Here is a 22086-nt window from a genome sequence, read left to right as displayed (position 1 = left end):
TCATACGAGTTACGGCCGCTATTCTCCCAAAATACCGAAAAGCACGTGTGCTTGTAATATTTTTCACAAAGCGAATGATACAGCTACGTGGAATAATCAAAAGTGCATGATTTCACAAAGTGATATTCAGGAAAAAGCACAGAACAAATCCATCAGGTGAACAGGCTCGATTTAGAACTCTATGTACTCTACTATATACCTTCTTCGCGGGAACAGCAAAGGAAAAAAACCGCTTCCTTAGGAAGAAGCGGCAGTTGAGAGCTTTTTATAGTAATCTTTGATGACTTGGTGATGTTTTTCATTGATATCCGTAAAAATTAACTCGATTACTGTCTGCTTGTCTTCGAAGGTCTTTTCCACGATTTTTGCCATCATGACGATTTCTTGCCCAGTCGAAGGAACCGTGAAAGAAAGGTGGAGAAACTCCCCTTTTGCCACATAACCTTCTGTTGCGAGTATCAGTCGTGTAGGGGAAAATTTCAGCAGCACAGCCTCCCCTTTTTCCTCGATCGGTCTTGCGCCCATCACCTTGTACGGGACGCGAATGTCGATCCCGGGCGGAATGGGTTCCTGCTTGCGGCCTGTGGCAATCTCGACGCCGACGCTGACCGGAACCATCGCCAACAGCTTGATAGGCCATATCGTTTCTTCCGAAATCACTTCCAGATCAATCGTGTTAATCGCCGCATCCGATTCCCACCGAACACGCACCGTTGATCCGAGCAGTTCGGCCTTTGCATCGGCCTTCATCTCAAGAGAAACGACGAGATAACTACTTTTGACATGCTCAACCATTACTTGAATGGGCGATTTGACCTGTCTAGAGATCATCATCGGCAATGAAGCACCGCGTTGGAGGCGTTTGTCCGCCATAAAAGGGGTGAGGGATGGGATATCAATCATTCTATTTGTCACTCCACAAAGTCAAACTCTAATTTGCCAATCCGAACGGTATCCCCGTCTCTTGCACCGTGTTTGCGCAATGCCTCGTCCACACCCATGCTGCGCATCTGTCTCGCGAAGCGCTGAGCTGCGTCATAGCTGTTGAGGTTCGTCATGCGCACCAGCTTCTCGATTTTTTCCCCGCTGATCACGAATACTTCGTTGTCGCGAGTGATTTCAAACGGCTCCGGCTCTTTCTCCGCACGGAACATCACGCGCTCTTCCACTTCTTGTACTTCTTCGACTGTCGGCTTGTCCGGAATTGTGGACAATGTCTCGCCTACTGCGTACATCAGTTCCTTGACACCTTGCTGGGTCGCTGCCGAGATTTCGAAAACTTGAACACCTGGCACTTTTTCTTTGAAGCGCTGCAAATTTTCGGCCGCTTCCGGCACGTCCATCTTGTTGGCAGCAACGATTTGCGGACGATCTTCGAGCTTCAAGTTGTACAGCTTCAGCTCGCGGTTGATCTGCAAATAGTCTTCGTACGGATCGCGTCCATCCACTCCCGCCATGTCAATGACATGGACAATCAGACGAGTGCGCTCTACGTGGCGCAGGAATTGATGACCAAGCCCCACACCTTCGTGCGCTCCCTCAATCAGCCCTGGCAAGTCAGCCATGACGAAGCTCTGTTCGCCCAAATCCACGACACCGAGATTCGGAGTCAATGTAGTAAAGTGATAGGCAGCAATTTTTGGCTTCGCTGCGGTCACACTGGAGAGCAGCGTAGACTTCCCTACGCTCGGATAACCAACCAGACCGACGTCGGCAATCAGCTTCAGCTCCATGACGATGTAGCGCTCTTGGCCAGGCTCGCCGTTCTCGGAAATATGCGGCGCCGGATTCGACGAATTGGCAAAACGGATATTACCCCGTCCACCGCGTCCGCCTTTGGCGATCACAGCACGCTGACCATGCTCGATCAGATCGGCGATGACTTCTTTTGTATCGTCATCGATCACAGTCGTTCCCGGCGGTACGCGAACAACCATATCCTCCGCACCGGCTCCGTGCTGCGACTTGTTGCGGCCGTGCTCGCCGCGTGTTGCCTTGAAGTGTCTTTGGTAGCGGAAGTCTACGAGCGTGCGCAGTCCTTCGTCCACCTCGAATATGACATCTCCGCCTTTTCCACCATCGCCACCTGCTGGCCCGCCCAGTGGCACGTACTTCTCTCTGCGGAAAGAAACGGCTCCGTTACCGCCGTCTCCACCTTTGACATAAACTTTTACCTGATCGACAAACATGGTGCCACCTCTTTCATTACGCGAATGGAACCAGCAAATCCAGAACCCATTCGTCTTCCGTATGTATCCACTCGGTGACCTCCACCGTACTTTGCTCGCTATTCCGTATCAGCTTTTCCAATTTTTCCATTCCGGATGCATTCAGCTCTCCGGCCAGGTCAAAACGAAAATGAACGCCTCGTTGATCCGCCTGCAAGCTTACTTGCATACTGGCTGGTTCGTAGCCGCTTTGGTCTACATGATCGTTCACTGTGCATAATATCTCTGACACCAACTGAAACAAGTGCTGCTCGCCTAATGCTATTCGCGTGAGATCCACGTCATTGCACACGTCTACTTCCAAAAGCATTTCCTTGTTCAGCGCATTGAATGTCAAGAAGAAGACGGACAACAGGGAGTTGTTCAAACGGGCGACCATCGATTCCTGCATCGCCATCTGCGCGATGCGCTTCAAATGCGCCTCTCCCTGCTCAGTACGGTTCATATGCAAATAGCCGAGCAGAACCTGAACGTGGTTCAACCAGTCATGCCGCTGCCGGTTCAGTACGGCCAACAGCTGGTCTGTCTGATGCGTAAGCAGTCTCCGCTCGTCCCCCATCACATTCACCCAAGTCGATAAGAATTTCTTTCTTAACTATTGTACCATAAAAGGGGGCCAGACAATGAGAAAACTTGGCTGCGCCCAACTATTTTGACACAAGTCTTATTCCCAAAATCCGCCTACCCGAAACCAAAAAGAAAACCCAGCACCGATGCTGGGTTTTCTTTTGGAAAAATATTTACGCTTCGGAAGCAACTGGCTCGATCACAACTTGTTTGCGATCGCGGCCCAGACGCTTGAAACGAACAACACCATCTGCAGTTGCAAACAGAGTGTCGTCTCCGCCTTTCATTACGTTCGTACCTGGGTAGATCTTCGTTCCGCGTTGGCGAACGAGGATGTTTCCGGCAGTAACGAATTGACCGTCACCACGTTTCACGCCCAGACGTTTGGAAATGGAATCGCGTCCGTTTTTAGTGGAACCTACCCCTTTTTTCGATGCGAAAAACTGAAGGTCCAAATTAAACAGCATGTTCATATCAGACACCTCCCTGCCATTTATGGTCATTCACTTTTACGTATTTCCCGTACTGCGCTTCTACCGATAACAGAGCGATCACCATGCTCTCAGCCAAAAGCTGCTGCTTTTCTAGTATATCCGCCGCTTCTTGCGAAGCCAGCGTCCATTTTAGAAAGCCGCCGCCTTCTTGGGCGACTGATACTTGCGGTGTCAGTCCTGTCAACGGCTGCACGCTGTTTAATATACCAAAGCTGATGCCTGACACGGCAGAACAAACGATGTCCGCCCCATAGGCACCCGCATTGGCATGTCCGGAAATACAAATTTCATGGATACCGTGCTGCGCACGGCTCACGATCACTTCAATCATATCAGGTCACCAAAATTAAGCGTTGATCTTTTCGATCACAACTTTGGTGAACGGTTGACGGTGACCTTGTTTGCGACGGTAGTTTTTCTTGGCTTTGTATTTGTACACGATAATTTTTGCAGCTTTACCGTGTTTTTCTACTTTACCAGTTACCGTTGCACCAGCTACTGTAGGAGCTCCTGCAGTAACTTTGCCGTCTTTGCTTACGAAGAGAACTTTGTCAAAAGTAACAGATTCTCCTTCGTTGCCAGCCAATTTCTCGATGAAGAGAACGGAACCCTCTTCAACTTTGTATTGCTTTCCACCGGTTTCGATAATTGCGTACACTGTGTGCACCTCCTATACTCAGACTCGCCTCTACAGGTGCGCCGTCTGGCGGCGACTTATGTACCCGATTCGTGCGGTTACAGTATGCACGGGGCATAGCTGCATGACAACCATTAGGTTATCATAGCTGCAATTGCCCAGTCAAGTTATTTTCCACTGTTTTTCGTACAGACGCTTTGCTTCTGCCGTATTTCCCGCATATGCAATCCGGTACTCGTCCGGAGCGAGCCGCGGCTCCTCACGCTTGAAGACGCGTAGCGGCCAGCTTTTTTCATCCCCTGTCGTCTCCAACTGCTCAACGAGTTGGAACAATCTGCCGGAAAGCTCCACCACAGCTGCCTCCACTTGCTGCGAACGGGCCAATCCTGCAAGTTCGTTTTGCAACCGCCGGATGCTCTCATCCCCGCGCAAAATTCGCCCGCGCCCATCACACACCGCGCACGTTTCCATCAGCCGCTCAGAGAGACTCGCTCTCACCCGCTTGCGCGTCAATTCGACCAGTCCAAGCGCTGTCATGCCATGGACTGTAGAAGGTGTCGCATCGCGGGCAAGCTCTCTTTTCAGCGTCGACAGCACGCGTTCTTTGTTGGCAGACTCTTTCATATCGATAAAATCGATGACGACGATCCCGCCAATGTCGCGCAATCTGAGCTGTCTGGCTATTTCTTTGGCCGCCTCCACGTTGGTTGCCGTGACTGCCTGCTCCCTTTGCTGGCCGCCCGCTCCGGTAAAAGAGCCGGTATTGACATCGATCACGGTCATGGCTTCTGTCTTGTCAAACACCAGATGTCCGCCGTTTGCCAGCGGCACCTGACGCCTGAGCGCCTGTTCCAGCTTGGCCTCCAAGCGCAGCGCGTCAAACAGCGGCTCTTTGCCTGTATGCTTGCGCAGCAGACTTTCCGCGTCGGCAGAAAAGACCGTCAGCATGTCTTTGATTTGCCGATACGTGGCAGCATCCTCCACGATCACCTCATCAAGCCCTTCCGCCAAAGCTTCGCGCAATATCGCTTCGATTCCATCGAGATCGTGACCGACCCGACCCGGCGTCTTTTTCGCCTCCGCTTGCTGGCAGACGCCTTCCCAGCGCTTGCGCAAATAGGCCAGTTCGTTTGCCAGCTGCTGTCCGTCCACGCCAGCCGCTTCCGTCCGCACAATGACGCCTTCCCCTTCAACGAGCAGCGGCGCGATGGTTTCTTCCAGTCGTGCCCGTTCTTCCGGCTGGCTGATTTTTCGCGATATAGATATCCCCGCTTCTTGTGGCAGATACACGAGGTAACGTCCCTGGAGACTGACTTTCAACGAGATTTTTGGAGCCTTCCATTCAGAGGCTTCTTTTGTCACCTGGCAAATAACCGCTTGACCAACTTGCACCCGCTCGGAAATGTTCGGCTTCCCTTTTCCCGCCGTTCCTTTGTTCAGCGTATCATCTACGTACAAATACGCGTTTTGTCCACAGCCGATGTCGACAAAGGCAGACTGGATGCCCGGTTTTACGTCCGCGATCCGCCCGTAGTAAATCTCCCCGGCGCTGACAAGCCCGCCCGTCTCCTGCGTCCGCCATTCGATCAGCTGTCCGTCTGCCAAATACGCGATCTGCACGCCGCTTCTGCCGCTGATAGCCAATTGTCTCATTACGCTCACTCTCCGCACTCCCGTCCTTTTTCCGGCACCCAGGCAGGATTGCCGGACATACAGGAAGTAATCTATCATAGCCTGCCGTAAAAGAAAAGTCATCGCAGCGGAGCAATCCATCAGACAGCTTGTGCCCGACGATGCCGTCCATTTGCTCAAATGGCTCTCGGACGAGCAGGTTCTCGCTTTTTACGAAGGCCGTGACCGCACTCATGACGCCGCACTTGTCCAGGAGCATTTTTATTCCACAGACGCTGAAAATGTGACGCGCTGTCTCGTCTGCCATGAAGCGGTCCCTGTCGGCTACCTCCAGTTTTACCCGCTCGACCCTGCGACCAAGGAAGCCTACGGTTACGCCAAAGACACGATCGTCTACGGCATGGATCAGTTTATCGGCGAGCCGGCCTACTGGAATCGCGGGATAGGCGCTGACTTGGTACAGGCTGTAATCCGCTATGTTCACCAGTTGGGAGCAGCGGTCGTTGTCATGGACCCGCAAGAATGGAACAAACGGGCGATCCGCTGCTATGAAAAATGCGGTTTTCGCCAAAAGAAAAAGCTTCCCCGGCACGAGTGGCACGAAGGAAGCTTGCGCGATTGCCTGCTGATGGAGTGGCGCCCATCTCCCGCTGAAAACTAGAGGAGCTTGCCGACCGCAGCATCGTGTTTCTGTTCGAATAACAAGGCGTGCAGCAGCTGCTCCTCTGCCAACAGCCCCGCCCCCTGTACGTAAAAAAGGTGAGAGCGGCCACGCCGCAGCTTGTGGGATACAGCCAACACCGTCTCCTCTGGACGGACGCGGATAGCCTGTACGTTTGTTTCCTCTTGCCTGCGCCCGTACTTTTCCACCAGAAAGCGAAAAAACTGGTACGGAAAGCGGACGAATGCCTGAATGTTCATCGCCAGCAAATACAGCCCGATGATGATCAGGTTGAGCTTCAGATCAAAGCCGGACACACCGACCAGGATGCCAGCCAAAAGGGTGCTGCCCGTCATGGAGACGATCGCTGCCTGCCGATAAGACAAAAAACAGCACAGCACCCCGAGCACGATCCTCCCGCCATCCAGCGGCCAAATCGGCAGCAGATTGAACAAAGCAATCGTGGCGTTGCTGACGAGAAAAAACCGGGACCAGTCCTCCGTCCAGACACCTGTATACCAAAACAGGTACGATGCCGCCATCATCACTACATTCATGAACGGCCCGGCCAACGCTACGACAATCTCATCCATCGGGTCTGTCGCATAGCTGTTTTCTACTGTCGCCACTCCGCCAAAAGGGAGCAGCTGGACTTCATGCACTCTCCACCCCAACTCCCGAGCCATTGCCACATGTCCCAATTCGTGTATGAGCACGATCACGAACAGCGTAATTACTTCCAAAAAGTGGCCTGTCAGCACAGACACACCGATTACCGCCCAGAAGAGCAGGTGAATGCGAAAGCGTATGTCCAGCCATCCCCCTCTATTCAAACGGGATCACTTCCAGCGGATCGACGAACTCTTCCTCTGCCCTGGCCGCAAAGTACAGGTGACGCTCTTTTCCGTTCACCACCCGCGCTGTGCCGATCACTTGACCGGGTGATAGCACCTCGTCTTTTGTCACTCCGACGCTGTCCAGATTGCCGAGCCACACTTCCCGGCCTTTTGTCAGCCGGACGATCACAGTCGTGCCAAAGCCAGACTGCTCTCCGACGTACGTAACCCACCCGGCCTCCCCGATCTTCACTTGCTCCCCTAAGCCCGTATCCAATACGACCTTGGCGTTTTGCAGTTCAAACGGCTTCACGATTTTCCAGCTTGCCGGCAGCCGCCAGACAGCGACATCTTTGGCTGTGCTGGTTGCAGGAACCGCACTCGGTCCCTGCATCGCAGGCAACAAGGTGGGGATCGGTCCAAAACGCGCCTCGTACCAATCCGCTACGCCAGTGAAATTGAAATCCCGGGTCATGACCTCGCGCGCAGAGTCTTTCCAGTTGGCAGGAATCAAGGACGTCTGGAACAATAAATAGGCCGTTCCCAGCAAAAGAATGGAAGCAAACACTTGCAGCCCCCATTTTTCGTGAGAAGGCGGCTTGTTTTCCTCATCATTTTCCCTGAGGGGAAAATCGTATGGATCAGACTGCACATCAATGGGATCTTTCCAATCATCCACGTAAGGAGAGAAACTGTCTCGTGATTGTGTACGGATTCGCTCCAGTCGCTCCCGCCGTCTTTCTTTTACACGATTTGCTCCACCAAACATGTCCATCCCTCCGCAGGCCAAGCCTTTGTTCCATCTTATGACTTGTCTACCCGCTTTATGCCGTCGTCTCCTCGTGCGTTCTTCGTTGCTCTCGCGTATGGCGAAAATGCAAAAAAGACAGTCTCCCTGTTGAGAGACTGTCTCTGAATCTGTCGAAGTTTACAGTTTAGTTACGCTAGCAGCTTGTGGTCCACGGCTACCTTGAACGATTTCGAACTCAACTTTTTGACCTTCGTCCAGAGATTTGAAACCTTCAGACTGGATCGCGCTGTAGTGAACGAATACGTCGTCTCCACCTTCAACTTGGATGAAACCGTATCCTTTTTCTGCGTTAAACCATTTTACGATACCTTGTTGCATGAAACAAAACCTCCCTGAACATTACGCCCCATGAGGCGAAAGAGTGTAGCGTTAACCCCTTTTTTACAGATAAGCCTTTTGCGTCAAGGAAAAAAGTCGGACAAATTGCGATTGACCAATGGTGACGTCTCTCACAACCGTACGACTCCATAACCAATCATCCAAACCACTATAACTTGTAAAAATGGTTAACTTAGGATGATTTTATCATATACTTTCCGATTTGTCACGCATTTAGTCAAATCGCAACTTATCCTTGCGCATGCCAATATTGAGGACAACCCCGATGATCAAAAAGTTGGTGATCAACGAGCTCCCCCCGTAACTGATAAAGGGCAACGGAATCCCTGTAATCGGCATCAACTGGATCGTCATGCCGATATTCTCAAAAATCTGGAAGGTGAGCATCCCCACCACGCCCGCCACCACGTAGGAGCCGAACGGATCTTTCGCTTCCATCGCGATGCGAATCATGCGGTAAATCAAGGCGAAGAACAAAATCATCAACAGCCCTGCGCCCATGAAGCCGAGCTTTTCGGCAATGACCGTGAAAATAAAATCGCTTTCCCCGACAGGCACCCAGCCAAAGCTCGCCTGTGTCGGCGTGTTAATGCCTTTTCCGAACAGTTGGCCCGAACCAATCGAGATCAGTGCCTGCTTCAACTGAAAGCCTTTTCCCATCGGGTCCAGATCGGGGTCCATCCAAAAGACGACGCGATCCCACTGGTACGGCTTGATGATCTTGAAAAAAACATCTTGCTTGTACTCGTACAAAAGCGTCATCGCCGCAAAAAAGCTGCCGATAATGCCGCCCAAGTACAATACATGCTTCATCCGGATTCCACCGACGATCAGCATGGTAGCAAGCATCCCTGTAAAGACCATCGCTGTTCCCAGGTCAGGCTGCACCAAAATCAAAAGCAAAGGAACGCCTACGAGAGCCGCTACCGGAATCAGCTTGTAAAAATAGTAAAAACGATCCGGGTCCTCCGCCCGTTTGGACATGAAGCGGGCGACCGTCAAAATCGTAAACAGCTTCATCGGTTCTGAAGGCTGGAACAACACAGGCCCCAAGTTATACCAGCTCGTCGTGTTGTTGATCGGCGTTGTCTTAAAGACTCCGATCAGCAAAATCAGCCCCAACGTGTACAAGACGTAGGAGAAGTTGTGAAAGAGCCGATAGTCAAAAAGCAATACCCCTCCGAGCACGATAAATCCGATGACGTACCACATCACCTGTCGATGGGCCGTGTCCAATCCGGCAGCTGATCCGGAAATGCCCAAGTAACTGAAGATGCCAAGCCCGGCCAAAATCAAGATAATGGTCCAGTCAATCGATTTTAAATGTCGTTTTTCCAGGTCCATGTTTTTCCTCCTAGAAAACGTGACTCCCCTCTTTAACAGAAGGGGAGCCAAGTATACCCTATTTTAACCCAAAAAATTTGCGCATTTTCGTGAAGACCCCAGCCTTTTCCTCCAGCGGTTGCAGAGGAACGGCTTCTCCGAGCAAGCGGCGCGCCACATTGCGATACGCGATCGACGCACGCGATTCATGATTCATGACAGCAGGCTCGCCCTGATTGGCCGATTTGATGACATGATCATCATCAGGCACGACACCGATCAAGTCAATGGCAAGCAAATCCAAAATGTCTTCCACGTCAAGCATGTCGCCGTTTTTTACCATGTGAGAGCGCACGCGATTGATGACGAGCTTTGGCATCCCCACTTTTTCCCGCTCCAAAAGGCCGATAATGCGGTCCGCGTCACGGACAGCCGCCTTTTCCGGAGTTGTTACGACGATGGCCTGATCGGCTCCCGCTACTGCGTTGCGGAAACCTTGCTCGATGCCTGCCGGGCAGTCGATAATCACGTAATCAAATTCACGCTTGAGCTGCGTGATGATTTCCTCCATCTGCTCAGGCGAGACTGCCGATTTGTCCTTTGTCTGGGCAGCAGGCAGCAGGGAAAGGTTCTCGAAGCGCTTGTCCTTGATCAGCGCTTGCGGAAGTCGGCAAGCGCCTTCTGCCACGTCCACCAGATCGTAGATGATCCGGTTCTCAAGACCCATGACCACGTCGAGATTGCGCAAACCGATATCAGTATCTACCATGCACACCTTTTGGCCCAGCAATGCAAGTGCTGTTCCCAAATTCGCGGATGTGGTCGTCTTGCCCACGCCGCCTTTTCCTGAAGTTACGACTATTCCAATACCCACGTCCGTTCCTCCTCTTTCCCTCAACCCTCACGCTTGTTCGCGCCAAGATCCGGGCGTATTCGCGACAAGTAGTTCATTTTTGCTACGAGCATGGTCTCATTGTCCAGATAGGCAAACTCTGTCCCTCCGGAATGATTCGTCCATTCTTCTCCAGGCTTGCTGATCACATCGGCAATCCGCAACTGGGTAGGACTCATGACCGCAGCCGCTATAATCACCTGTGCATCGCCGGAAATACCTGCATGGGCGTAACCACGCAGATGACCTAGCACATAAATGCTTCCTGTACTGCGAACCGTTCCCCCGGGATTGACATCCCCCAATAAAAGCAAATCTCCGTCAAACTCCAATACTTGACCAGAGCGAACGGTGTTTACCTGTATGGAAAAATGGGTTTTTAGGCGTTCAGCAAAAGCTTCCTCCCGTGTGATCACGTCGGCTTCGATCGTGTGAATCACCAGGTTTCCTTTTTGCCGGATAATTTGTGTCAACTGCTCCTGTTGTTCAGGAGTGCAGTAACGTTTCCCCAATTTTATGGATACCCGTATCAGTGGCCCCGACAATATCTGTTGGTGGCTATGCTCTATTTTTTCACGCACATCGGCCAGCAGTTCGTCGAAGGAACAGGCATCATCCATAAAGAAGACGAGACCTTCTTTAGTCCCTTTGATTGTGACCTTGCTTTTCACAGTCGTCACCCGGTTTCACCTCGACCGATACCATTCGCCATACAGAAAGATTTCTCCTGCTCTGCATGAAAAATTTGCCGAATCGGGTCAAATGCTGCTGGGCGAAGGTCTCGTCCCGTTATTTATTTAGAGGAGGGCGGATTTGGAATCGGTACTCCGTTTGTCAAAACTCCCGGATTCAATTCGTTGTAAGCTTCCAGCAAACGGCGCGCGATCGGACCAGTCGCATCCGAACTGGATGTCCCGTCCCGCAAACTGTTTGGTGCGACGACGACAAACACGAGTTGCGGCTTCTCATACGGCGCAAAACCTACAACCAGCGCGTTTTCCGCACTTTTTCCGGTCTGCGCTGTACCTGATTTCGCCGCCACAGCAAACGGCAACCCGTTAAAACGCTGAACCGTACCGCCTGGCTGCGTAACCATGCGCATCCCTTCTTTTACAACCTGGATGTACTTAGGATCGATGTTGACCCGATTCAAAACTTGCGGCTCAATTTGTGCAAGCGTCTGGCCCTGTTGCTTCGGATCGGTCGTGCCTTTGCGTATTTCCTTGACCAGGTGCGGACGAACCCGGTACCCTCCATTGGCAATCGTCGAGACATATTGCCCGATCTGTATCGGTGTAAACAAATCGTACTGACCGATCATCGCGTCAGCCAAGTTCCCGTAGTACAGGTTCGGGTTTTCCCAGCCTGTCTTCTCGCCCGGCAGGTCAATGCCTGTTTTGACGCCAAGTCCGAACTGGGCATTGTAGTAATCCAGCACGGAAAATTGTTTCTCCCAGCCTTCTTTACCTTTTCTCGCCAAGCGGATCGCCATTTCGTACATGTACGTATTGTTCGAAACTTGCAAAGCGCGGCGCGCGTTGACGATACCGTGTCCGCCAGGCTTCCAGTTGCGCTTGTAAGAAGTACCGACATTCAAGCCCCCACGGTCATTAATCGGTTCGCTTGGCGTCGTCAGCCCTTCCTGCAACGCGATCATGACTGACAACGGCTTGTAAGTAGAGGCAGGAGGGTACGGTGTATAAATGAACCGATTGGACTCGTTCGGCAAAATGAGCGAGGTGTAGTTTTCGTTGAACGCCTTGCGATCGTAGTACAGGTTCAAATCGTAATCCGGGTAGCTGGCCATCGCCAAAATCTCGCCCGTATTCGGATTCATTACCAGGACGTGCGCATCCTTGAACTCTTTTGGTGTAGTAGGCCGCTTTTTAAACGCCTCTACCTCTTCTTTCAGGATCGCTTCCACCTTGCTCTGGTAGCGCCAGTCCATCGCGAGCACGAGGTCGTTGCCCGGCTCCGGCTCTCTTCCCGGCCGCATTTCCTTTTTCACCGTCTCCGAGTTTTTGTTTACGAAGACATCCATGACGCCGTCCTTGCCGCGCAAATATCTCTCATAGGAGCTTTCCAGTCCAGTGACACCAACGCGGTCAATCGCATTGTAGCCTTGCGCCTGATACTCTTTCAGGCTCTCGGGGCGAATCGCGTTGATGTAGCCGAGAAAGTGCGTTCCGAAAGCAGAGCCATCCGGGTCCCGGAAAATTTGCCGGACAGGCTCCAGCACAACGCTAATCCCAGGCAGCTCTGTACGGCGTTCTTCGATTTGAAACATCTCATTGTCTGTGATGTTTACCTTCACACGCCGCGGGATATAGCTCGCCATCTGCGGCGAGCGCATCTCCTGCAAAAGTGAGAGCTTGTGCCATTGAAATTGCCGCTGCTCCGGTTTGAGCGGAAGTTGTACATCCAGTTCAAACAGCGAGGCGTAACGCAACAGCTCCATGTCGGATTTGTCAGACAGTCCGTTGGGGGCAGGCAGTTTGCGAATTTGCGCCTTCACTTCCTTGCTGAGGGCATCGCGATCTTCCTTGTCCAACGTGAGCGTCAGCTGCATGTTGGCGCCGATCGCCATCTTCAGCAGCTCAAAATCGGAAACGTTGTCTTCCGTCAAGGCTTTCTCTGCGCTCTTGTTGTTGGCATTGAGCTTTTTGATCACGTCTTTTCGCTGCTTGTCATCAAATGGCGAACGTACGCGCAACCCTACATACAGAGCCGTCTTCACCAGCTCGAAATCGGACATGCTGTCCACCGCTTCCTGCTTGGGAACAGCTTGCAGCTTGGCAGCTACTCTGCTTTTCAACGCGTTTGTTTCCTCATTGTTAAAAGCAATCGGCAAAGTGGAGCCCAAGTCGATCGTCTTTTTGAGCAACTCTTTGTCCGTTCCCGTTTTTCCGATATCAGGAATCAGGATTTTCGCGAGTCGGTCAGCGACTTTTTCTTCATCGATGTCTTGTCCTTGCTCTTCGACGTATTGAACAGTGTAAACAGGCTTGTTGGATACGAGCACCTCGCCGTTTTTGTCCATGATTCGTCCGCGCGGAGCAGGGATTGGCAACTCGCGGATACTGAATTTTTCCAGTTCATGCCGATACTGCTCCCCTTCAACCAGTTGGACGAAAGCGAGCCGCAAAATGATCGCAGCAAAAAACAGGAAGACGATCAGAAACAAAATATTAAGACGCACGGGTATGTGCGATTTGGGTTCTTTGGTTTCTTCCACGAGTGATCCTCTCCTTTCCGGGAAATTCCCCGTCTCCATTTCAGTCCATGTGCATTTCCTTTTTGGCGAGTACCTTGTTGCATCCGTTCTTGATCGGCACGTACACAATCAGGCCAAAAACGAGATTCAACAATACACTTGGCAAAATTTGATGAGTGAGAATCCACTGCACATCGTAAGGAGCGACCGAGAACAGACGGTACAGAGAGTACAAGAGCCACTCGTGTCCAAACAAAATCAAAAAGCTTGTCACGAACACCATTCCGATGCCCCTTTGGAACAGCAAGACAATCAAGCCGGCAAAATAGCTGGCAACCATCATCGACATCGTATAAATGCCGATGACTTGTCCAAACAAAACATCCTGCAAAAATCCGAATGCCAACCCGTAGTACAGCCCTTCCCGTCTGCCGAGATACATGGAAATGAAAATACAGCATACGAGCGCGAAGCGAGGGACTGTCATCCATGACAGTCCCCATAGATCAGGTGAGAGGACCTGCATGACTGTCCCTTCCAGAACAAACAAGACCACGACACCCAGTGTCAATAAAAACCTCGCCATCTACTGTCCACCTCCGCCAGTTCCAGTGGAAGGTGTTCCCGTCGAATTGGGCGTTGCCGTTTTTCCTCCTGTCGCAGGCGCCTCTCCAGTTGGCTGCTTCGGAATCAGCTCTCCGTTTGGAGAAATGGTAAAGTCACGCTCTACCACCATCACTTCGCTCAATTGCGAAAAATCTGCGCTTGGCTGTATGTAAGCCGTTTGAGTCAGCCCGTAGTCATCCGGGACGATCCGAACAATATAGCCAAGCGGCAAATTCCGCGGAACGACTCCCCCGCGCCCGGAGGTGATGACTTGTTGCTTCGGTTCGATTTTTTTGCCCCAAGGAATTTTGCGCATGACGAGCAAGCGCTCCTGCGGGTCGTATTCCTCGATGACGCCGCTGATAGGCTCATAAATCGTTTTGCCGTCCACAACCTGCGTGGCTTGAATATCCGCTGAAATGTGATCGCGCCGCTCATAGCTTGTCAACAGTTCAACCGTAGCGGAAAAGTTGGCAACACTTTGTACACGCCCGATCATCCCTTTTGCCGTAATGACCGCCATATCTTTTTTAATGCCGCTCTTCAGTCCCAGATCGATCGTAATCACGTTGTTCCACGTATCGGGATTGCGAGCCACGACTTCCGCAAACCGGAGATTATACGAAGATTTCAGCGTATTTTTCGCTTCCAGGTCTTTGCGCAGACGTTCATTTTGCGCTTTGAGGTCGTGCAACTCTGCTGTCAAACGGGCGTATTGATCCAGTCCCGCCTTCAATGCCTTATTTTCCTCATATACACTGTACGCTTCTTCAATTTCCTGAAAAAAGCCAGAAACAGCTTGGGCAGGGCGATAAAACAAGCCCTGCACCACGCTGAACGTATCTTTGAAAAACATTTCTGGCCATGTCAGGTTATCCCGTTCACGAGAAGTGAAGCCAACGACGGAGATTAAGAGGACCAAGCCTACAAGTACAATAATTAGCCGCTTATTCCCGAAAAACGACATGCCCGAAACCTCCGTTTATTTACCCCGTTTTTGTCGGGAAGAGGTGATGCCTTGTTTCGATTTGAACAGGTGGATATTTTCCAATGCCCGACCTGTTCCGATCGCTACGCAATCCAGCGCATTTTCCGCAACGTGCACGGGCATACCTGTTTCCTTGCTGAGCAGACGATCCATGTTGCGCAGAAGCGCGCCACCACCTGTCAACACGATCCCGCGATCCATAATATCTGCCGCAAGTTCCGGCGGGCTCTTCTCCAAAGTCACCTTCACGGCTTCGATAATCGCTGCGACTGTCTCTGCCAGGGCTTCGGCAATTTCCGTGCTGCTGACAGAGAGCGTCTTAGGCAAGCCTGTTACGAGGTCGCGACCGCGAATATCGACGTTCTCCGGTTCTTCCGGTGCGATGGCGGAGCCAATCTCCAGCTTCAAGGTCTCTGCTGTGCGCTCCCCGATCATCAGGTTGTAGCGACGCTTGATGTACTGGATGATCGCCTCGTCCATCTCATCTCCAGCCACGCGGATGGAACGGGAAGTAACAATCCCGCCCAAAGAAATGATCGCTACTTCTGTCGTACCCCCCCCGATGTCGACAACCATGCTTCCGGTAGGCTCCCAAACAGGCAGATCGGCTCCGATAGCCGCTGCGAACGGTTCTTCAATCGTGTAAGCCTCGCGCGCACCAGCCTGCTTCGTCGCATCCTCAACGGCGCGCTTCTCTACAGCGGTAATGCCAGAAGGCACACAAACCATTACATTCGGGCGACGACTGAACAGGCCCTGGTTTTTTTGAGCCTGATTAATGAAATAACGCATCATCGTTGCTGTCGTGTCAAAATCTGCGATCACTCCGTCCTTCATCGGACGAACAGCCACGATGTTTCCAGGTGTACGGCCGATCATGCTTTTGGCCGCATTTCCCACCGCTTCAATAGAATTGTTGTTCGTGCGAATCGCTACTACAGAAGGTTCACGCACGACAATTCCTTTTCCCTTGACGAAAACAAGTGTATTGGCAGTGCCGAGGTCAATCCCCAAGTCACGTGTAAATCCACCAAACATAAAAAAACTCCTTCCAATAATATACAAATGACAAGCATTATTAACTCCTACAAGTACCCTTGCTCTTTTAAGCTGACGTACCTGCCATCCCCGATAATCACATGATCCAACAATGAAATCCCTACCAGTTCGCCCGCTTCACGCAATGTGTGCGTAATCGCGATATCTTCCCTGCTAGGTGTCGGATCTCCACTCGGATGGTTATGTAGGCAAATCACCGATGCGCTGCTACGACGGATCGCTTCTTTAAAGACTTCTCTAGGGTGTACGATGGAAGCGTCCAGACTGCCTACAAAAATAGTCTGCTTGCCAATCACGTGGTTCTTCGTATTTAGAAAGAGGCAGACAAAGTGCTCCTGTGTCAGATGAGCAAGCTCAGGCGACATCAGGTCAGCTACATCGCGCGGCAAACGGATGGAGGCACGGCTTATCCGCGGTATGCCCACCAAGCGGCGTCCGAGTTCAAAAGCGGCATGCAGTTCAACCGCTTTTACCTGGCCGATCCCCTTCAGTTCTCTCAGCTCAGCGTGAGAGGCTTGCGCCAATCCACGCAAGTCACCAAATTTGGCTAACAAGCGCTGCGCCAACTGATAGGCTGTCTCCCGCTCGCTGCCTGTCCTCAGCAAAATGGCAAGAAGTTCTGTATCAGACAGATGGACCGCTCCTTCGCGAAGCAGTCGTTCACGTGGACGGTCATAGTAAGGGACGTTTTTGACGTCTGTTTTGTTACAGGTATTTGCTGCCATTTTTCGCCGCCTCCAGCCTCTTTCAAATTCGTCAACGGCTGACTCTGATGAAGGTCATGGGGCGGTTGGCCGTTGTCACTTTTCAATAAAGCGAAACAACTTTACAAAATGGACATCCCGAAACGCGCAAGCAGATTGGAGGTCAAGCACAGCGGCAATCCGACTACCGTAAAGTAATCTCCGGTGATCCCCTCCACAATCGTGGCTCCGATTCCTTGAATCGCATAGGAGCCTGCCTTGTCCATCGGCTCCTTCGTTGCAATGTACGACTTGATCTCTGCTTCGCTCAACGGGCGAATCTTCACTTGGGTATGGCTATGCGCCACCTCAGAGCGTCCAATCGCTGCGTCAATCAGGGCCACTCCGCTGTAAACGGTATGTTCTCGCCCCTGAAGCATGGACAGCATGCGAAACGCGTCCGCTTCGTCTTCTGGCTTGCCCAGTATTTGTCCATCCAGAACGACAATCGTGTCGGACCCGAGAACGACGCCTTCTGTCAAGCGATCGGCCACTGCATTTGCCTTGCGCAGAGACAGTTCTTCCACTACTTCTTTTGGCGACAAGCCTGGCGCAGTCGTCTCGTCGACATCGCTCGTCATTACCGTAAACGGAATCCCCAACGCCTGCAACAGCTCTCTGCGGCGAGGCGATGATGAAGCAAGAATGAGAGTATCCTGTTTTTTCGTCGTCATTTTTCAACCTACTTTATCCGTCGATGTATCCAAAACGCGAGGGCAAGTCCCCCGATACTGGCTAGATTTAGTTTTACCTGAAAGTTCAGGTCGTACTTCAAAATTTCTAAATCTGCCGCAGGTGACCATGTGATCATCTTGCTTTTGGTCAAAAAAGGCACCCAGGGACCGAGAATTTCCCCGACGATGCTGCCAAACAGTAGACCACTTACCAGTAGAAACACGAGTGTAAGCGTTTCTTTCCCCATTCCTTTTCCCAACTCCCTTTTTAGAAGGGATTCTCTTTTTGCCAACCATAAGTTTAGCAAATGGGAAGGGGTGAAACAATCCCTGATTGCTCTTGGTAGTTACTGTATAAAAAGAAAAGGCCTCCTGCAAGAAATCTTGCGAAAGCCTGATCGCCACCTCATCGTTTCTCTCAACGCGCCAATTGTACCCAGCTCGCGTAGTTTTCCAAATAACCGAGCACGCCCGCTTGCACTTGCCACGCATACGATTCGGCGCTTTCTCCTTTTTTTCCCGCACTCGCTTCCGCCATCTTGTCGCGGGCTGCCAGTGCCTGATTGATCCCGTTTACCATTCCTTCAAAAAGCGGCTTCCACGCAGTCTGCACCTGAATCAGTCGGCTGTCCTCCAAAAATTGGCGATGCCACTCTTTCAGATCGGCTGTTTCCTGCGGAGTGGCAGACAGCTGTCCCGACGTAATGATCATTCCCGATTGCGCCGAAAGCGTCTTGGCAAGCTTCACGCCGTTGTCAAAAAACGCCTGTACCTTCTGTCCTTCTGCATCAGCAGCAGATTTGCTCACCGGAACTGCTCCCTGAAAAGCGGGAAACGCAAATTCTTTGACGTATACATCCATTCCTTTGTTTTTCAAACTGCTGGCAAAGCCCAGTACGGCGTCTCTGGTGGGGGCAGCAGCAGCGAACATATACTGTTTGCCTCCGTCTGTATCTTTGTACAGCAGGTGCGGAATCCCCGCCTTGGCCAGCGGCTCTACTGCGGATTGCTTGGAGGCGTCCGGTTGGAAGACACCTGCCTGTGCGACGAACATGCTGATTTGCGGCACCTGTAACGAAACATCGCGCTGTTCGCCAGCAGGCGCATTCTCGCCAGACGTTTTTGCACCTGTACCTGCACCTGCCTCCTCAGACGAAGCAGACGCGGCAGGCGGCTTCTGCTCCCCGCTCGAATCGCTTTCGGTGTCTTGGGCCGTCAACGTTTGCACAGTATCGCTCAACACGCTTCCATACGATTGCGAAAATTGTTCCTGCGAAAAAATGTTCAGCACCAAAAATCCGAAAAGAAGTCCGATTGCGACAGCCCCGCCCGTCGTCAAAGCCGTGCGCCAGATCGGTGCCTTGGGCCAGAACGACAGGAGCCGTTTGGCAGGCGTGTGACTGTAGCTGCCGTATGTTTCTGTTGTTTCTGTAACCTCTTCCTGCCACGGGATCTCTTCCGATGACTCGACTGCAATTGGCGTCACATCCCTGCTCGTCTCCCGCTGGGCTGCGCCTCTGAGCTGCATCATTCGTTCCCAGGCGTCGTTTTCCTTTTTCTGTGGTGGAATCACGGTTGGACCCTGAATTTTCACGCGCGGCGTGTCGTCTTTTGGCGTACGTTTTGCGCTTGCTTCCTGCTTTTGTGTCTCGCGTTTTTCGTCCCAAAACCTTCCATTCATCTTGACGGTTACATGATTTTTCTTTTCTCCGTTCACGCTCATGCCCTCCCAGCTTGCAGGCTCTTTGTACTAGCTTACGTCTGGGCGGGACGGGTTATGACTATGATCTAGCAAATCTAGCAAATTCTCTAGCAGTTTAAAATCTAGCTCTTTCCAAAAAGCGGAAAAGCTGCTCGGCAGTTACGCCTTTTTCGGGTCCCAGGTCAGCAACAGCCCGGCGTGGACAAGCCCTCCGCCAAATCCGTACAGCAAAATTTTGTCTCCCGCTTTTACCTTGCCCTCCTGAATGCCAAGCCCGAGCGCCAGCGGAATGGTAGCCGCCGATGTATTGCCGTAATAGGACAGACTGTACAACGTTTTCTCGATCGAAAAGCCGCTGCGCTCGCAAATCGATTCGATCATGCGCAGATTGGCGCTGTGCGGAATGAACCAGTCCACCTCGTCCAGCGTGATTCCCGCGCGGTCAACGACGACTTGCATGCCGACTGGCACTGTCGTGACTGCCCACTTGTACACTTCCCTGCCGTTTTGGACGATGCAGCCCCCGCCCGTCAGTTGTTTGCCATCCATGTTTGTCGACAGCCCGGAGCGGTACACGTGGATTCCGCCATCTCCTTTGGAGCCTAAATAAGCTGCATGGAAACCGGGAGCCTCCTCGTCCGCCTCCACGAGGACAGCGCCTGCACCGTCGCCAAACAGGATGCAAGTCGTCCGGTCAGTGTAATCCGTCACTTTGGTCAATGTTTCGGCAGCTACTACCAGCACTTTGCGATGCAGTCCGGAGCTGATCATGGCATTCGCTGTGTGCAGTGCATAAGTAAAGCCTGCGCACGTAGCGGCAAGATCCATGGCCCCCGCCTGGGCGATGCCAAAATGAGCCTGGATTTGGCTCGCGACGCTGGGGAACGGATAGTCCGGGGTGCTGGTCGCAACCAGAATCAGATCGACGTCCGTCAGCTCTTTTTGATAGGTGTCCGCCATATTTTGCACAGCGGCGATCGCCAAGTCGCTCGTAAATTCATCGTCTGCCGCCATTCGCCGCTCATGTATTCCGGTGCGCTGCAAAATCCACTCGTCCGAAGTCTCGACCATTTTTTCCAGATCGGCATTGCGAAGCACACGGCTTGGCACATAAGTTCCAATCGCTGTGAGACGGGATGGTACAACACTTGTGTTCATCATATCGATCATCACCTCGGTTTATTATAATCACATCATAACACTAGATATTATTATCTGGTACTAATTTTTATGTTTTTGTCCACAAAAAAAAGACCTGGCTCTTTGCGAAACCAGGTCTTTCACTGCGTATGCTTCTTATTTTTCCAGCTTTTCCGCCAACCAGTAGGCAGACTTCCAAATATCTCCCGCTCCCATGGTCAGCACCAGGTCACCTGCTTGCAATTCCTTGAACAGTTTTTCCTGCATCTGTTCCTTGGTCGGAATATATTGCGCGCGCGGATGGCTGTTGGTCCTGATTTTTTGGACGAGCACCTCGGAAGTTACCCCTTCGATTTTGGCTTCTCCGGCCGGAGAGTAGATGTCTGTGACAATTACTTCATCAGCCTGGGCAAAAGCGCGACTGAACTCATCCATGAGGAAATACGTTCTCGTGTAGCGCTGCGGCTGGAACACCGCAATGACCCGACGGCCGGATGCTTTCGCCCCATTCAGTGTCGCGATGATCTCTGTCGGATGGTGCGCATAGTCATCGACTACCAAAATGTCGCGCGCTTCCCCGATGATCTGGAACCGCCGCTTCGCCCCGCGAAAAGATGTCAAAGCTCCTGCGATCTGCTCAAACGAAAGCCCGGCGTCCAGGCAGACGATGATGGCAGCGAGCGCATTGGCGATATTGTGTTTGCCCGGTACGGTAAGCGAGAGCGTGCCGAGCAGCTTTTCCTGGTGGTACACCTGGCATGTGCTGCAGCGATCTCCGCACTCGATTGCCTCGGCACGAAACTCGGCTTGCGTTGCAAACGACGGATCAATTGCATACGTTACCACTGTACCTGCAACGGAAGGCAGCACCTCGCGCACATGCGCGTCGTCGATGCACAAAATGGCTTTGCCGCCCGGCTTGAGATGGCTCAAAAACTGGACGTACGCCTTTTTCAAGTTGTTGAAATCGCCACCGAAGTGCTCAAGGTGATCCGGTTCGATGCTGGTCACAATCTCGTACATCGGTCGGTATTCCAGAAAAGAACCGTCGCTTTCATCCGCTTCCGCAATGACAAAATCACTCGTGCCAGCCTTGGCGTTCGTGCCTGCGTTCATCAGCTCGCCGCCGATAATAAAGGTCGGATCGACGCCGCACTCTTCCAGTACATGCGAAATCATGGACGTCGTAGTCGTTTTCCCGTGCGCGCCTGCAACAGCTACGCCTGTTCGTTCATTTAAAATCTGGGCAAGCATTTGGGAGCGGTGCATGACCGGAATCCCCAGCGCTTCCGCAGCGACTACCTCCGGATTATCCGGGGATATGCTGGTAGAGTAAACAATACTGTCTGCTCCCTCTACATGGGCAGCATTGTGGCCAATATGAACGACCGCCCCTCTCGCTTCCAGCTTCTTCGCCAAATCGTTCATGGCGACATCGGAGCCGGTTACCTTGTATCCAAGGTCGATCAAGACGCGGGCAATGGCACTCATGCCATATCCGCCGATGCCCACAAAGTGGACGTGCCTAGCCTGATCCACC

General features: G+C 52.1%; 24 protein-coding genes and 1 other annotated feature. Of the genes, 1 reads left to right on the top strand and 23 read right to left on the bottom strand.

The window, feature by feature from the left end; translation table 11 throughout:
• Positions 1-237: 237 nt before the first annotated feature.
• The 7 genes from M2298_RS03415 to M2298_RS03385 all read right to left on the bottom strand — a co-directional run bounded on the left by M2298_RS03415 (position 238) and on the right by M2298_RS03385 (position 5579).
• On the bottom strand, positions 238-903 hold the full coding sequence (locus M2298_RS03415) for a PilZ domain-containing protein (protein ID WP_122964222.1): 666 nt from the start codon (positions 901-903) through the stop codon (positions 238-240).
• An 8-nt stretch (positions 904-911) separates the two neighbouring features.
• Positions 912-2189, bottom strand: coding sequence for a GTPase ObgE (gene obgE / locus M2298_RS03410; protein ID WP_122964223.1), 1278 nt, complete (start codon positions 2187-2189; stop codon positions 912-914).
• Between the two features lie 16 nt (positions 2190-2205).
• The gene (locus M2298_RS03405) at positions 2206-2787 is read right to left on the bottom strand and encodes a Spo0B C-terminal domain-containing protein (protein ID WP_280648222.1); all 582 of its coding nucleotides are present in this window, start codon (positions 2785-2787) and stop codon (positions 2206-2208) included.
• A gap of 181 nt (positions 2788-2968) precedes the next feature.
• Positions 2969-3262: a 50S ribosomal protein L27 gene (gene rpmA, locus M2298_RS03400; RefSeq protein ID WP_063230242.1), complete on the bottom strand. Its 294-nt coding sequence runs from the start codon at positions 3260-3262 to the stop codon at positions 2969-2971.
• Between the two features lie 7 nt (positions 3263-3269).
• A complete protein-coding gene (locus tag M2298_RS03395; protein ID WP_122964225.1) occupies positions 3270-3620 on the bottom strand; it encodes a ribosomal-processing cysteine protease Prp in 351 nt (116 codons plus the stop codon).
• 15 nt (positions 3621-3635) lie between these two features.
• Positions 3636-3947: a 50S ribosomal protein L21 gene (gene rplU, locus M2298_RS03390; protein WP_173597471.1), complete on the bottom strand. Its 312-nt coding sequence runs from the start codon at positions 3945-3947 to the stop codon at positions 3636-3638.
• 10 nt (positions 3948-3957) lie between these two features.
• Positions 3958-4036 (bottom strand) — a sequence feature (ribosomal protein L21 leader region).
• Positions 4037-4088: 52 nt separating this feature from the next.
• Positions 4089-5579 (bottom strand): Rne/Rng family ribonuclease, encoded by a 1491-nt coding sequence (locus M2298_RS03385; protein WP_280648238.1) that lies wholly within the window; start codon positions 5577-5579, stop codon positions 4089-4091.
• Between the two features lie 130 nt (positions 5580-5709).
• On the opposite strand from M2298_RS03385, the gene M2298_RS03380 reads away from it, so the two are divergent.
• A complete protein-coding gene (locus M2298_RS03380) occupies positions 5710-6219 on the top strand; it encodes a GNAT family N-acetyltransferase (protein WP_348521710.1) in 510 nt (169 codons plus the stop codon).
• Here the strand turns inward: M2298_RS03380 and M2298_RS03375 are convergent.
• The 16 genes from M2298_RS03375 to murC all read right to left on the bottom strand — a co-directional run bounded on the left by M2298_RS03375 (position 6216) and on the right by murC (position 22085).
• The gene (locus M2298_RS03375; protein WP_122964227.1) at positions 6216-7052 is read right to left on the bottom strand and encodes a M50 family metallopeptidase; all 837 of its coding nucleotides are present in this window, start codon (positions 7050-7052) and stop codon (positions 6216-6218) included. The genes M2298_RS03380 and M2298_RS03375 overlap by 4 nt on opposite strands.
• Positions 7045-7824, bottom strand: a complete 780-nt coding sequence (locus M2298_RS03370) for a M23 family metallopeptidase (RefSeq protein WP_122964228.1) — start codon at positions 7822-7824, stop codon at positions 7045-7047. Before M2298_RS03370 ends, M2298_RS03375 begins: the two co-directional genes overlap by 8 nt.
• A gap of 159 nt (positions 7825-7983) precedes the next feature.
• Positions 7984-8184: a cold-shock protein gene (locus M2298_RS03365; protein WP_005832370.1), complete on the bottom strand. Its 201-nt coding sequence runs from the start codon at positions 8182-8184 to the stop codon at positions 7984-7986.
• Between the two features lie 234 nt (positions 8185-8418).
• Positions 8419-9549: an FtsW/RodA/SpoVE family cell cycle protein gene (locus M2298_RS03360; protein WP_122964229.1), complete on the bottom strand. Its 1131-nt coding sequence runs from the start codon at positions 9547-9549 to the stop codon at positions 8419-8421.
• Positions 9550-9607: 58 nt separating this feature from the next.
• Complete coding sequence (minD, locus tag M2298_RS03355) at positions 9608-10402, bottom strand: septum site-determining protein MinD (RefSeq protein ID WP_122964230.1); 795 nt, start codon at positions 10400-10402, stop codon at positions 9608-9610.
• Positions 10403-10422: 20 nt separating this feature from the next.
• A complete protein-coding gene (gene minC / locus M2298_RS03350) occupies positions 10423-11100 on the bottom strand; it encodes a septum site-determining protein MinC (protein ID WP_122964231.1) in 678 nt (225 codons plus the stop codon).
• A 113-nt stretch (positions 11101-11213) separates the two neighbouring features.
• The gene (locus tag M2298_RS03345) at positions 11214-13655 is read right to left on the bottom strand and encodes a peptidoglycan D,D-transpeptidase FtsI family protein (protein ID WP_280648221.1); all 2442 of its coding nucleotides are present in this window, start codon (positions 13653-13655) and stop codon (positions 11214-11216) included.
• A 40-nt stretch (positions 13656-13695) separates the two neighbouring features.
• Positions 13696-14220, bottom strand: coding sequence for a rod shape-determining protein MreD (gene mreD / locus M2298_RS03340; RefSeq protein ID WP_122964233.1), 525 nt, complete (start codon positions 14218-14220; stop codon positions 13696-13698).
• A complete protein-coding gene (mreC, locus tag M2298_RS03335; RefSeq protein ID WP_122964234.1) occupies positions 14221-15207 on the bottom strand; it encodes a rod shape-determining protein MreC in 987 nt (328 codons plus the stop codon). It lies immediately after the preceding gene.
• Between the two features lie 15 nt (positions 15208-15222).
• On the bottom strand, positions 15223-16266 hold the full coding sequence (locus M2298_RS03330) for a rod shape-determining protein (RefSeq protein WP_063230168.1): 1044 nt from the start codon (positions 16264-16266) through the stop codon (positions 15223-15225).
• 47 nt (positions 16267-16313) lie between these two features.
• The gene (gene radC, locus M2298_RS03325) at positions 16314-17012 is read right to left on the bottom strand and encodes a RadC family protein (RefSeq protein WP_122964235.1); all 699 of its coding nucleotides are present in this window, start codon (positions 17010-17012) and stop codon (positions 16314-16316) included.
• A gap of 101 nt (positions 17013-17113) precedes the next feature.
• Complete coding sequence (locus M2298_RS03320; RefSeq protein ID WP_122964236.1) at positions 17114-17704, bottom strand: Maf family protein; 591 nt, start codon at positions 17702-17704, stop codon at positions 17114-17116.
• Between the two features lie 8 nt (positions 17705-17712).
• Entirely contained in the window at positions 17713-17841 is a 129-nt protein-coding gene (locus M2298_RS03315; RefSeq protein ID WP_229049943.1) for a DUF4321 domain-containing protein, read from the bottom strand.
• A gap of 281 nt (positions 17842-18122) precedes the next feature.
• Entirely contained in the window at positions 18123-19421 is a 1299-nt protein-coding gene (locus M2298_RS03310; RefSeq protein WP_481752847.1) for a hypothetical protein, read from the bottom strand.
• Positions 19422-19565: 144 nt separating this feature from the next.
• Positions 19566-20567, bottom strand: coding sequence for a ketoacyl-ACP synthase III (locus tag M2298_RS03305; protein ID WP_122964239.1), 1002 nt, complete (start codon positions 20565-20567; stop codon positions 19566-19568).
• A 135-nt stretch (positions 20568-20702) separates the two neighbouring features.
• Positions 20703-22085 carry a UDP-N-acetylmuramate--L-alanine ligase gene (gene murC / locus M2298_RS03300; protein ID WP_122964240.1) on the bottom strand — a complete coding sequence of 461 codons (1383 nt, stop codon included), beginning with the start codon at positions 22083-22085 and terminating at the stop codon, positions 20703-20705.
• Position 22086 lies beyond the last annotated feature (1 nt).

This window comes from Brevibacillus sp. 1238, assembly GCF_029892995.1.
Taxonomy (GTDB): Bacteria; Bacillota; Bacilli; order Brevibacillales; family Brevibacillaceae; genus Brevibacillus; species Brevibacillus parabrevis.
The sequence above is the reverse complement of the archived record's forward strand: the minus strand, read 5'-3'. Positions and strand labels throughout refer to the sequence as shown.